The following is a 12,748-nucleotide window of genomic DNA, read 5'->3' as shown; positions in this document are numbered from 1 at the left end:
TGACGTGTCTGCTAAAAAGACAATAGTTAATACAAGGCTATCTGCCTGCAAACTCTTCCCAAATAATGACAAATATCGCCGAATTCGGCTCTCTCTGGAGTCGCTTTGATGATGATAAATACGATCAGTGGTCGCCATGCTGTTTTTGGCCTGGTGGGTATTTCAGCGTGCGTGCTTTATTCGCATAGCGCGTTTGCCTGGCAACAGGAATATATCGTTTCAGACGCCCAAAATAATACGGCAGAACGTTATACATGGGACGCCGATCACCAACCGCGTTATGAAGATATTCTCGCAGAACGCATTAATACGTCACAAAATTCGGCGGGCTTTACCCTGAATACCGCCTCTGGCTTACCCTCCGAAGCGCCGGAAGGGGTGAGCATCGGGTGGAATTTTCCCCTGCAGGGGCAGATGACGACAGGTCCGGTTGCGGAATGGCGCTACGATGGCTCGGCACCTTCGATGGCGAATGAGTTTGGCGATACGCTAACAACCCAGTCGCTGACCGACCCGCTCTGGCATGCCAGCATCAGTTCGCTTGGCTGGCGTCTGAACACAAAGGTGGGCGATCTTCGCCCCTGGGCGCAAATCAGCTACAACCAGCAGTTCGGGGAAAACCAGTGGAAATCGCAGTATGGGATGCCCCAGACCCCCGCACCTGCGCAGAGCGGCAGCTGGATGGATGTGACCGTCGGAACGGATATCCCATTCAATACCCATATGGCAGCCTATGCGTCTTTAGCCCAGGGCGAGGGGAACATCGCGGGTGAGGAGACGCTCTATACGCTCGGCGTGAGCGCTAAATTTTAACAATGCGGTTTTTTTTAACGTTGGCTTTACATTGAAAGCATAATATTCACGCGGTTTTCAGCGATAGTAGACACTAACATTATTGCGCTTCGTTCGCTGGCAAGGCCGTTCATTCCCGATTAATGGCATTTCATTCCCGTCTTCCTGCATTTCATGCCATTTTCCCCCAGGTAAATCACGGTTTTGTTTATCGTTGTCCATAGCGAATTCCTTTACTTTCTCTTGCAGGACAACTGCCATGAACACATCGACATATAACCGCACCCGTTGGTTAACGCTATTTGGCACTATCGTTACCCAGTTTGCGCTGGGATCGGTCTACACCTGGAGCCTGTTTAACAGCGCACTCTCCGATAAGCTTGGCGCATCGGTAAGCCAGGTGGCGTTCTCCTTCGGCTTGTTGAGTCTCGGGCTGGCGATCTCCTCCTCGGTTGCCGGTAAGCTTCAGGAGCGCTTTGGCGTGAAGCGCGTGACCATGGCGTCCGGTATTCTGCTGGGCCTGGGCTTTTTCCTGACGGCACATTCCAGTAACCTGATGATGCTCTGGCTGAGCGCCGGCGTGCTGGTCGGGCTGGCGGACGGTGCGGGCTATCTGCTTACCCTGTCGAACTGCGTTAAATGGTTCCCGGAGCGTAAAGGCCTTATCTCCGCCTTTGCCATCGGCTCTTATGGCCTGGGCAGCCTCGGTTTTAAATTTATCGATGCCCATCTTCTGGCCTCTGTGGGCCTCGAAAAAACCTTCATGATTTGGGGCGCTATTGTCCTGGTGATGATCCTGTTCGGCGCAACGCTGATGAAAGATGCTCCTCAGCAGGAGGTCAAAAGCGTTAACGGCGTGGTGGAGAATGACTTCACGCTGGCGCAGTCCATGCGTAAACCGCAGTACTGGATGCTGGCCGTCATGTTCCTGACCGCCTGCATGAGCGGCCTGTATGTGATTGGCGTGGCGAAAGATATCGCGCAGGGCATGGTCAAACTGGACGTGGCGACGGCAGCTAACGCGGTGACCGTGATTTCCATCGCTAACCTCTCTGGCCGTCTGGTGCTGGGTATTCTGTCGGACAAAATCGCCCGTATCCGCGTCATCACGCTGGGGCAGGTGGTGTCGCTGGTGGGCATGGCGGCGCTGCTGTTTGCTCCGCTGAATGAAGTGACCTTTTTTGCGGCGATTGCCTGCGTGGCCTTTAACTTCGGCGGCACCATCACCGTGTTCCCGTCACTGGTGAGCGAATTCTTTGGTCTGAACAACCTGGCGAAGAACTACGGGGTAATTTACCTGGGCTTCGGTATCGGCAGTATTTGCGGGTCGCTGATTGCCTCTCTGTTTGGCGGTTTCTACGTGACCTTCTGCGTCATATTCGCGTTGCTGATTATTTCCCTGGCACTGTCGACCACCATCCGCCAGCCGCAGCGTGAGGTGTATAACGAAGCACATGCCTGATGCAGCAAAAAGAGGCCGTCACGGCCTCTTTTTTTGCGCTGCAGAATGCGCTTCCAGACTTGTTTTTTTGTAAAAATTTATACGAATCACATTCTCTGCTGCCACTTTTCTCTTCCGCTGTGGTCTACTTACCGCGCTTGTAGACGTTTCTGATAACGCTTTCCTACGCACATACTTACTCTGTCTGCTTTCTCCATGAGATTCAGCGGGTCTTTATACCCCTTCCCCCAGGGTTGTTTGCATGAAATACATTAGGTCTCTTACCCAGCAAAGATTATGTCTGATGCTGGCTGTCTATATCGGATTATTTCTGAATGGCGCGGTACTGTTCAGACGAGTGGAAGGTTATTTCGAGCACCTCACCGTAAGAAATGGAATTTTTGCTGCTATTGAAGTGTTCGGCTCTATCCTCGCCACCTTCTTCCTGTTACGCCTGCTCTCTCTTTTTGGCCGACGCACCTGGCAAATTCTGGCCTCGTTGGTGGTGATCATTTCTGCTGCCGCCAGTTATTACATGACCTTTATGAATGTGGTCATTGGTTACGGCATTGTGGCGTCGGTAATGACCACCGATATCGATCTCTCCAAAGAGGTAGTCGGAAAAGGCTTTATCGTCTGGACGATTTTAACCTGCCTGGTCCCGCTCTTCTTTATCTGGAGTAACACCTGTCGTTATACGCTGTTACGTCAGCTGCGCACGCGTGGGCAGCGGGTCCGTAATGTCGTCGTCGTGTTGCTGGCCGGCCTGCTGGTGTGGGCGCCTATTCGCCTGATGGAAAAACAGCAAAAGAGGATCGAAAAAGCGACGGGCGTGGATATGCCAAGCTACGGCGGCGTGGTGGCCAACTCCTATTTGCCATCAAACTGGCTGTCGGCTTTGGGCCTGTATGCCTGGGCACAGGCGGATGAATCCAGCGATGTGAAATCGCTGATTAACCCAACGAAAAAATTCACCTATCAGGCACCGGCTGACGGGCTTGATGATACCTACGTCGTCTTTGTCATCGGCGAAACGACGCGCTGGGATCATATGGGTATTCTTGGTTACGATCGTGATACCACGCCAAAACTGGCGCAGGAGAAGAACCTGGTGGCTTACCGGGGTTATTCTTGTGATACCGCGACCAAGCTCTCACTGCGCTGTATGTTTGTTCGCGAAGGCGGAGCCAGTGATAACCCGCAGCGCACCCTGAAAGAGCAGAACGTGTTTGCCGTGCTCAAGCAGCTTGGGTTCAGCTCAGATCTTTTCGCCATGCAAAGTGAGATGTGGTTCTACTCGAATACCATGGCGGATAATATCGCCTACCGCGAGCAGATTGGCGCCGAGCCGCGTAACCGTGGCAAAAATGTGGATGACATGCTGTTGCTTGCAGAGATGTCACAGTCTCTGAAAAACCATCCGCAAGGTAAGCACCTGGTTATTCTGCATACCAAAGGGTCGCATTACAGTTATTACCAGCGTTACACGCGCGATTTTGCCAAATGGCAGCCTGAGTGCGTGGGCATTAATAAAGACTGCAGCAAGCAGGAACTGATTAACGCCTATGATAACTCGGTGCTGTATGTCGATACTTTCCTGAGCCGGGTGATTGACGAGCTGCGCGATAAGAAAGCCATTGTTATTTACGCCGCCGATCACGGCGAGTCTATCAATGAAAAAGAGCACTTGCACGGTACACCACGCAAGCTGGCACCGCCTGAGCAGTTCCGCGTGCCGATGATTATGTGGATGTCCGATAAGTATCTGGAAAACCCGGAAAAGGCGAAGATGTTTGCGCACCTCAAGAAAGAGGCAGAGATGAAAGTCCCACGCCGCCACGTTGAGCTGTACGACACCATTATGGGCTGCCTGGGGTATACTTCACCGAACGGTGGGATTAACGAAAATAACAACTGGTGTAAACTTCCCGATAATGCTGCAAAAGCCGCGCAGTAGCGGGGCTGGCGAGATTATCGCCAGTTGAATGGCTTTTTTAAATTAAGGGATTGACGGGGGCGCACCTCAGCAGTAAGATGCGCTCCGCATTCGGCGAGTAGCGCAGCTTGGTAGCGCAACTGGTTTGGGACCAGTGGGTCGGAGGTTCGAATCCTCTCTCGCCGACCACATTTAAAAAAGGGCTAACCGCAAGGTTAGCCCTTTTTGCATTAGCAGCTTACTGATCCCGAGTAGCCAAAATCCCCCGTAGGCCTGCATCTTCCTGCCTGATAACTATTTTGTGACATAATCCATTGTATTTTTTTATATATGGATTGATCTTTTTTCGCGTTGCTTATGGATAACCTCAGCATTTTTCGCTGTGCGTTTTAACGTTCGCGGAATTTAGTGCTCAGATATTCACCATTCCGCAAGAAAATTTACCCGATCTGAATAAAAGTTAATCACTGGATGTTGCAGAATATGAAGATATTTGTGCTGCAACATGGCGATTAGCATAAATTTCCCTGCTGAAAACGGGCCCCGAAGGTTTTTTTAATCTTTGTTTGCGGTTTCTCACACTCCGCGTAAATCCCCGCCACCTGTATTGACGTTTTCACATTCTGTTGACAGATTGTAGGGCATGAGGGGCATTTCAGGGAGGATCTGCGCTGCAACTCAAACGCTCTTCTGAAAGGATTCTCCATCCCTTTAACGCCTACGGGCACCACCGACCAGACCGGGTAAAAAATAAATAAAGGTCAGGCGGCGTAACACAACAAAGCAAAACATCACATTGGAGCAGAATAATGAGTATTTCCTTGAAGAAGTCAGGGATGCTGAAGCTTGGTCTGAGCCTGGTGGCTATGACCGTTGCAGCAAGTGTTCAGGCAAAAACCCTGGTTTACTGTTCTGAAGGCTCGCCGGAAGGCTTTAACCCACAGCTCTTTACCTCTGGTACAACCTACGACGCTAGCTCAGTACCTATCTATAACCGTCTGGTTGAATTCAAAACCGGTACTACGGAAGTGATTCCGGGTCTGGCTGAGAAGTGGGATGTCAGCGAAGACGGTAAGACCTATACCTTCCACCTGCGTCAGAGCGTGAAGTGGCAGGACAGCAAAGAGTTCAAACCTACGCGCGATTTCAACGCCGACGACGTGGTGTTCTCCTTCGACCGTCAGAAAAATGCCCAGAACCCGTACCATAAAGTGTCCGGCGGCAGCTATGAATACTTCGAAGGCATGGGTCTGCCTGACCTGATTGCTGAAGTGAAAAAAGTGGACGACAAAACCGTTCAGTTCGTGCTGACGCGTCCGGAAGCGCCATTCCTGGCCGACCTGGCAATGGACTTCGCCTCTATTCTCTCTAAAGAGTATGCGGACAACATGCTGAAGGCCGGTACGCCTGAGAAAGTGGATCTGAATCCTATCGGGACCGGTCCGTTCCAGCTGCTGCAGTACCAGAAAGACTCCCGTATTCTGTACAAAGCCTTCCCGGGCTACTGGGGTACCAAGCCGCAGATCGACCGTCTGGTCTTCTCCATCACGCCTGATGCTTCTGTGCGCTACGCAAAACTGCAGAAAAACGAATGTCAGGTTATGCCGTACCCGAACCCGGCCGACATTGCGCGCATGAAGCAGGACAAAAACATCAACCTGCTGGAGCAGGCGGGCCTGAACGTGGGTTACCTCTCCTTTAATACCGAGAAGAAACCGTTTGATGACGTGAAAGTCCGTCAGGCGCTGACCTACGCGGTAAACAAAGAAGCGATCATCAAAGCCGTTTATCAGGGCGCTGGCGTTGCCGCGAAGAACCTGATCCCACCAACCATGTGGGGCTATAACGACGACATCAAGGACTACACCTACGATCCTGAGAAAGCGAAAGCGCTGCTGAAAGAAGCGGGCCAGGATAAAGGCTTTACCGTTGAGCTGTGGGCGATGCCTGTTCAGCGTCCATACAACCCGAACGCGCGCCGCATGGCGGAAATGGTTCAGGCTGACTGGGCGAAGATCGGCGTTCAGGCCAAGATCGTGACCTACGAGTGGGGCGAATACCTCAAGCGTGCCAAAGCGGGCGAGCACCAGGCGGTGATGATGGGCTGGACCGGCGACAATGGGGATCCGGATAACTTCTTCGCGACGCTGTTCAGCTGTGCGGCAGCGAAAGACGGTTCCAACTACTCTCGCTGGTGCTACAAGCCGTTTGAAGACCTGATCCAGCCGGCGCGCGCGACCGACGATCACAACAAACGTATCGAACTGTACAAACAAGCGCAGGTTGTTATGCACGATCAGGCTCCGGCGCTGATTGTTGCTCACTCCACCGTGTACGAGCCAGTGCGTAAAGAAGTGAAGGGCTACGTGGTTGATCCACTGGGCAAACATCACTTCGAAAACGTGTCTGTTGAATAACTAAAAGCGTAAGGGGTGCAGTAGCACCCCATGCCCGGCGGCGCTGCGCTTGCACGGGCCTACGAGTGTAGGCCGGGTAAGCGTAGCGCCACCCGGCAGTAGTGCTTTATTTCCTCTCTGAAGGGGAGGGAATAAGATTTGTGAGCAATACAGACGTCGCGCCGTTGGGCGTGCGTCATCAGAGAGAATCCGGGTTATGTTGCAGTTCATCCTCCGACGTCTGGGACTTGTCATCCCCACGTTTATCGGTATCACCCTTCTCACTTTTGCCTTCGTCCATATGATCCCCGGCGACCCGGTGATGATTATGGCGGGCGAGCGTGGTATTTCCCCTGAACGTCATGCCCAACTGCTGGCGGAACTCGGCCTTGATAAGCCGATGTGGCAGCAGTACCTCCATTACATCTGGGGCGTTCTGCACGGCGATTTAGGGATTTCACTGAAAAGCCGTCTTCCGGTGTGGGACGAGTTCGTGCCGCGGTTTAAAGCGACGCTGGAACTGGGTATCTGCGCCATGATTTTTGCAACCGCGGTGGGTATCCCCGTTGGCGTACTGGCTGCCGTTAAGCGCGGTTCAATTTTCGATCATACGGCCGTTGGCCTCGCGCTGACCGGCTACTCCATGCCTATCTTCTGGTGGGGCATGATGCTGATTATGCTGGTGTCGGTGCAGTGGAATCTGACGCCGGTGTCCGGGCGCGTCAGCGATATGGTCTTCCTTGATGATACCAACCCGTTGACCGGCTTTATGCTGATCGATACGGCTATCTGGGGCGAGGAGGGCAACTTCATTGATGCCGTGGCGCACATGATCCTGCCTGCAATGGTGCTGGGCACCATTCCTCTGGCGGTCATCGTGCGTATGACCCGTTCCTCGATGCTGGAAGTGCTGGGCGAAGACTACATCCGTACCGCGCGTGCTAAAGGGCTGACCCGTATGCGCGTAATCATCGTTCACGCCCTGCGTAACGCGATGCTGCCGGTGGTTACCGTTATCGGCCTGCAGGTGGGAACACTGCTGGCAGGGGCGATCCTGACGGAAACAATCTTCTCCTGGCCGGGGCTGGGACGCTGGCTGATTGATGCATTGCAACGCCGTGACTATCCGGTGGTGCAGGGCGGTGTGCTGCTGGTTGCGACGATGATTATTCTCGTCAACCTGCTGGTCGATCTGCTGTACGGCGTGGTGAACCCGCGTATTCGACATAAGAAGTAAGGGGCCATCATGTCACAAGTAACTCAAAATAAAGTGGTCGCGGCGCCGGTTCCTATGACCCCGCTGCAGGAGTTCTGGCACTATTTCAAGCGCAACAAAGGCGCGGTTATCGGGCTGGTCTATGTCACCATCATGATTCTGATTGCGGTGTTTGCGAACGTGCTTTCACCGTATAACCCGGCGGATCAGTTCCGCGATGCGCTGCTCGCGCCACCTGCCTGGCAGGACGGCGGCAGCCTGACACACCTGCTGGGGACCGATGACGTGGGCCGCGACGTGCTGTCGCGCCTGATGTACGGTGCGCGCCTGTCGCTGCTGGTCGGCTGTCTGGTGGTGGTGCTGTCGCTGATCATGGGCGTGGTTCTTGGTCTGATTGCCGGCTACTTCGGCGGTATTGTAGATAACATCATCATGCGCATCGTCGATATCATGCTGGCGCTGCCAAGCCTGCTGCTGGCTCTGGTGCTGGTGGCGGTCTTTGGGCCGTCGATAGGTAACGCCGCCCTGGCGCTGACCTTCGTGGCCCTTCCGCACTATGTCCGATTAACCCGCGCGGCCGTTCTGGTTGAAGTGAACCGCGACTATGTGACCGCTTCACGCGTGGCGGGAGCAGGCGCCATGCGCCAGATGTTCGTCAACATTCTTCCTAACTGCCTTGCTCCGCTGATTGTTCAGGCGTCGCTTGGTTTCTCTAACGCCATTCTTGATATGGCCGCTCTTGGCTTCCTTGGCATGGGTGCGCAGCCGCCAACACCGGAGTGGGGCACCATGCTCTCCGACGTGTTGCAGTTCGCACAAAGCGCCTGGTGGGTCGTCACCTTCCCGGGTGTGGCGATTCTGCTGACGGTGCTGGCATTTAACCTGATGGGTGATGGTCTGCGTGATGCACTTGATCCCAAACTGAAGCAGTAAGAGGCACGAGATGGCGTTATTAACTATAGATAAATTATCGGTGCACTTCGGAGACGAAGGCACACCGTTTCGCGCCGTGGACCGCATCAGCTACAGCGTAAATCAGGGCGAAGTGGTCGGCATTGTTGGGGAATCTGGTTCCGGTAAATCGGTGAGTTCACTGGCGATCATGGGGTTGATTGACTATCCCGGTCGCGTGATGGCAGAAAGCCTGACCTTTAACGGCCAGGATCTGAAGCGCATCTCCGAAAAAGAGCGTCGTCAGCTGGTGGGCGCTGAAGTGGCGATGATCTTCCAGGACCCGATGACCAGCCTCAACCCCTGCTACACCGTTGGCTACCAGATTATGGAAGCCATTAAGGTGCACCAGGGCGGCAATAAGAAAACGCGTCGTCAGCGGGCTATCGACCTGCTGACGCAGGTGGGAATACCTGACCCGGCATCGCGTCTGGACGTTTATCCGCACCAGCTCTCCGGCGGGATGAGCCAGCGCGTGATGATCGCCATGGCGATTGCCTGTCGGCCAAAGCTGCTGATTGCCGATGAGCCGACCACCGCGCTGGACGTAACGATTCAGGCGCAAATCATCGAACTTCTGCTGGAGCTACAGCAGAAAGAGAACATGGCGCTGGTGCTGATTACGCACGACCTGGCGCTGGTGGCTGAAGCGGCACATAAAATTATCGTGATGTACGCAGGGCAGGTTGTGGAAACCGGCAACTCGCACGATATCTTCCGCGCGCCGCGTCACCCGTATACCCAGGCGCTGTTGCGCGCGCTGCCGGAGTTTGCTCAGGATAAAGCGCGTCTGGCCTCGCTGCCGGGCGTGGTGCCGGGCAAATATGACCGTCCGCAGGGCTGTCTGCTTAACCCGCGCTGCCCGTATGCGACGGACAAATGCCGTGTCGATGAGCCAGAGCTGAATATGCTGGCTGACGGCCGCCAGTCGAAATGTCACTACCCACTCGATGATGCCGGGAGGCCAACACTATGAGTACGCAACAGGCCGCCATGCAACACATGCTGTTGCAGGCCATCGACCTGAAAAAACATTACCCGGTCAAAAAGGGGATGTTTGCCCCTGAGCGTCTGGTGAAAGCGCTGGATGGCGTATCCTTTACCCTCGAACGCGGTAAAACGCTGGCGGTGGTGGGGGAGTCGGGCTGCGGTAAATCTACCCTGGGCCGTCTGCTGACGATGATCGAAACGCCGACCGGCGGTGAGCTTTATTATCAGGGTCAGGATCTGCTCAAACACGATCCGCAGGCGCAGAAACTGCGTCGCCAGAAAATCCAGATCGTCTTCCAGAACCCGTACGGTTCTCTGAACCCGCGGAAAAAAGTGGGGCAGATTCTGGAAGAGCCGCTGCAGATCAACGCTAATCTGAGCAAAGAACAGCGTCGTGAAAAAGCGCTGGCGATGATGGCGAAGGTGGGTCTCAAAACCGAACATTACGATCGTTACCCGCACATGTTCTCCGGCGGCCAGCGTCAACGTATCGCCATCGCCCGTGGTCTGGTGCTTGACCCGGACGTGGTGATTGCCGACGAACCGGTTTCAGCGCTCGACGTTTCCGTGCGCGCGCAGGTGCTGAACCTGATGATGGATCTGCAGCAGGAGCTGGGGCTGTCGTACGTATTTATCTCGCACGATCTCTCCGTGGTGGAGCACATTGCTGACGAAGTGATGGTGATGTATCTCGGGCGCTGCGTGGAGAAGGGGACCAAAGACCAGATCTTTACGAATCCTCGTCACCCGTACACCCAGGCGCTGCTCTCTGCTACGCCGCGTCTGAACCCGGATGACCGTCGCGAGCGCATCAAGCTCACCGGCGAACTGCCAAGCCCGCTAAATCCGCCGCCGGGGTGTGCGTTCAACGCTCGCTGCCGTCGCCGCTTTGGTCCCTGCACGCAGTTGCAGCCGCAGCTGAAGGATTACGGTGGACAACTGGTGGCCTGCTTCGCGGTCGATCAGGATGAAAACGGCGAGAAGCCGCAGGCGTAAACAAAAAAACCGGCACTGAGCCGGTTTTTTTATACCTGAAAGATTACTTCCGCAACCGGATCTGGTCGACAGCGTGTTTCTCACTCTTGGTGAGGATCAGGCTGGCGCGCTCGCGCGTTGGCAGGATGTTCTCTTTGAGGTTCACGTAGTTGATCTCATTCCACAGCCCCGTCGCGACCTTAATAGCCTCTTCTTTAGAGAGATGCGCGTAGTTATGGAAGTAAGAATCAGGATCGGTGAACGCCCCTTCACGGAACTTCAGGAAGCGGTTGATATACCAGCTTTGCAGCAAATCTTCCGGCGCATCGACATAGATAGAGAAGTCCACGAAGTCAGAAACGAATACGTGATGCGGGTCGTGAGGATAATCCATCCCGCTTTGCAGCACGTTTAACCCTTCGAGGATCAGGATATCCGGCTGCACTACCGTTTTGTCGCCGTCCGGGATGCGGTCATAGATTAAATGCGAATACACCGGCGCGGTCACGTTCGGCGCGCCCGATTTCAGATCAGAGACGAATTTCACCAGCCGGTGCATATCATAGGAGAGCGGGAAGCCTTTCTTCTTCATCAGACCGCGCTCTTTTAACACCTCATTCGGGTGCAGGAAGCCGTCGGTGGTGATCAGCTCCACGCTGCGGTGTTCCGGCCAGCGGCTCAGCAGCGCCTGCAATACGCGCGCTGTGGTGCTTTTACCCACCGCCACGCTGCCCGCAATGCTGATGATATAAGGAATGCGTTGGCCATTGGTTCCGAGGAACTGCTCCAGCACCGCCTGACGGCGCAGGTTGGAGCTTATATAGAAGTTAAGCAAGCGAGAGAGGGGAAGATAGATCTCTGCCACCTCTTCCAGGGAGAGATCTTCGTTTATCCCTTTTAACCGTGCGATTTCGCCTTCCGTCAGCGTCATGGGGACGGAGTCACGCAGGGCAGCCCACTGGCTGCGGTTAAACTGAAGATAAGGCGTCATTAACGTTTGCTCTTTTTTGCTCATAAGCATGCTTCTGTGAACCGCCACAGACCGGCGCGTAACGGCTCATCACATAGTTAATTTTGGACAATGGGCAGGAGGTTAACACCAGATGACAGGAATAATAAGAAAAAATATGGGAAAGCGGTGCGTTACGCGGGAGCCATCACGCCAGAGTAACGCAGGGTAAAACGGGGGGTTCCGCTGATTTTTTGTTCGCGAGTGAATGATTTTACAGCACTCGACGCTACTTTCGAATAAAATGTGAGCGAAAGAACGTTTTATGCAATTTTTTAGTTGCATGACTGCGCAGGTCTCCATAGAATGCGCGCTACTTGATGCCGACTTAGCTCAGTAGGTAGAGCAACTGACTTGTAATCAGTAGGTCACCAGTTCGATTCCGGTAGTCGGCACCATCAAGTCCGGTGGGGTTCCCGAGCGGCCAAAGGGAGCAGACTGTAAATCTGCCGTCACAGACTTCGAAGGTTCGAATCCTTCCCCCACCACCACTTTCTGGCAGCGAATATGCCGCCGGAGCTGGTTGGAAAAATTGACCAGCTCGAACTTAAAAAGAGAGAAATCTCTTTTTTTGTTACAGAAAGAACTGGGTAGCCGAGTTTCAGGATGCGGGCATCGTATAATGGCTATTACCTCAGCCTTCCAAGCTGATGATGCGGGTTCGATTCCCGCTGCCCGCTCCAATACGTGCTGATATGGCTCAGTTGGTAGAGCGCACCCTTGGTAAGGGTGAGGTCCCCAGTTCGACTCTGGGTATCAGCACCACTTCACTTCTCCTCCCTTTTCTCTCTGTTTCAATGTAAATGTATTCAACAGTTCAGGCATTTCGCCTGGTTGATGTGGTGATATCACCGATTTATCCGTGTCTTAGAGGGACAATCGATGTCTAAAGAAAAGTTTGAACGTACAAAACCGCACGTTAACGTCGGTACTATCGGCCACGTTGACCATGGTAAAACAACGCTGACCGCTGCAATCACTACCGTACTGGCTAAGACCTACGGTGGTTCTGCTCGCGCATTCGACCAGATCGATAACGCAC

11 protein-coding genes and 5 tRNA genes are annotated in these 12,748 nt (G+C 54.0%); 14 read left to right on the top strand and 2 right to left on the bottom strand.

The features are described 5' to 3' along the window. Nucleotides 1-108 precede the first annotated feature (108 nt). Nucleotides 109-813 carry an autotransporter domain-containing protein gene (locus QLG21_RS14255; RefSeq protein ID WP_282484648.1) on the top strand — a complete coding sequence of 235 codons (705 nt, stop codon included), beginning with the start codon at nt 109-111 and terminating at the stop codon, nt 811-813. Nucleotides 814-870: 57 nt separating this feature from the next. Here QLG21_RS14255 and QLG21_RS14250 read toward each other — a convergent pair whose 3' ends face one another. After that, entirely contained in the window at nt 871-1,014 is a 144-nt protein-coding gene (locus tag QLG21_RS14250; RefSeq protein WP_282484647.1) for a hypothetical protein, read from the bottom strand. A gap of 37 nt (nt 1,015-1,051) precedes the next feature. Between QLG21_RS14250 and QLG21_RS14245 the strand changes: the two genes are divergently transcribed. The 8 genes from QLG21_RS14245 (at nt 1,052) to dppF (ending at nt 10,718) form a co-directional block, all read left to right on the top strand. Then, nucleotides 1,052-2,254: an MFS transporter gene (locus QLG21_RS14245; RefSeq protein ID WP_282484646.1), complete on the top strand. Its 1,203-nt coding sequence runs from the start codon at nt 1,052-1,054 to the stop codon at nt 2,252-2,254. A 241-nt stretch (nt 2,255-2,495) separates the two neighbouring features. Then, on the top strand, nt 2,496-4,190 hold the full coding sequence (gene eptB, locus QLG21_RS14240) for a kdo(2)-lipid A phosphoethanolamine 7''-transferase (protein WP_101736810.1): 1,695 nt from the start codon (nt 2,496-2,498) through the stop codon (nt 4,188-4,190). Between the two features lie 91 nt (nt 4,191-4,281). After that, nucleotides 4,282-4,358, top strand: a tRNA-Pro gene (locus tag QLG21_RS14235). Between the two features lie 620 nt (nt 4,359-4,978). Next, a complete protein-coding gene (dppA, locus tag QLG21_RS14230; RefSeq protein WP_137903468.1) occupies nt 4,979-6,586 on the top strand; it encodes a dipeptide ABC transporter periplasmic-binding protein DppA in 1,608 nt (535 codons plus the stop codon). A 196-nt stretch (nt 6,587-6,782) separates the two neighbouring features. Beyond that, the gene (gene dppB / locus QLG21_RS14225) at nt 6,783-7,802 is read left to right on the top strand and encodes a dipeptide ABC transporter permease DppB (RefSeq protein ID WP_006177810.1); all 1,020 of its coding nucleotides are present in this window, start codon (nt 6,783-6,785) and stop codon (nt 7,800-7,802) included. Between the two features lie 9 nt (nt 7,803-7,811). Beyond that, on the top strand, nt 7,812-8,714 hold the full coding sequence (gene dppC / locus QLG21_RS14220; RefSeq protein ID WP_137903469.1) for a dipeptide ABC transporter permease DppC: 903 nt from the start codon (nt 7,812-7,814) through the stop codon (nt 8,712-8,714). A gap of 10 nt (nt 8,715-8,724) precedes the next feature. Continuing rightward, complete coding sequence (gene dppD / locus QLG21_RS14215) at nt 8,725-9,708, top strand: dipeptide ABC transporter ATP-binding protein (RefSeq protein WP_137903470.1); 984 nt, start codon at nt 8,725-8,727, stop codon at nt 9,706-9,708. After that, nucleotides 9,705-10,718, top strand: a complete 1,014-nt coding sequence (gene dppF / locus QLG21_RS14210) for a dipeptide ABC transporter ATP-binding subunit DppF (RefSeq protein WP_282484645.1) — start codon at nt 9,705-9,707, stop codon at nt 10,716-10,718. The genes dppD and dppF overlap by 4 nt, the downstream gene beginning before the upstream one ends. Nucleotides 10,719-10,761: 43 nt before the next feature. Here dppF and coaA read toward each other — a convergent pair whose 3' ends face one another. Beyond that, entirely contained in the window at nt 10,762-11,712 is a 951-nt protein-coding gene (coaA, locus tag QLG21_RS14205) for a type I pantothenate kinase (RefSeq protein WP_137903472.1), read from the bottom strand. Nucleotides 11,713-12,028: 316 nt separating this feature from the next. Between coaA and QLG21_RS14200 the strand changes: the two genes are divergently transcribed. The 5 genes from QLG21_RS14200 to QLG21_RS14180 form a co-directional block, all read left to right on the top strand. After that, nucleotides 12,029-12,104: transfer RNA gene (locus QLG21_RS14200), tRNA-Thr, on the top strand. An 8-nt stretch (nt 12,105-12,112) separates the two neighbouring features. Beyond that, nucleotides 12,113-12,197, top strand: a tRNA-Tyr gene (locus QLG21_RS14195). A gap of 117 nt (nt 12,198-12,314) precedes the next feature. Beyond that, nucleotides 12,315-12,389 (top strand) — tRNA-Gly (locus QLG21_RS14190). 6 nt (nt 12,390-12,395) lie between these two features. Next, nucleotides 12,396-12,471: transfer RNA gene (locus QLG21_RS14185), tRNA-Thr, on the top strand. 117 nt (nt 12,472-12,588) lie between these two features. Further along, the coding region (locus QLG21_RS14180) for a GTP-binding protein (RefSeq protein ID WP_227507214.1) at nt 12,589-12,748 on the top strand (160 nt) is incomplete at its 3' end.

This window comes from Enterobacter sp. V87_3, from assembly GCF_029967835.1.
Lineage (GTDB): Bacteria > Pseudomonadota > Gammaproteobacteria > Enterobacterales > Enterobacteriaceae > Enterobacter > Enterobacter cancerogenus.
This window is presented reverse-complemented; position numbering and strand designations above follow the sequence as displayed.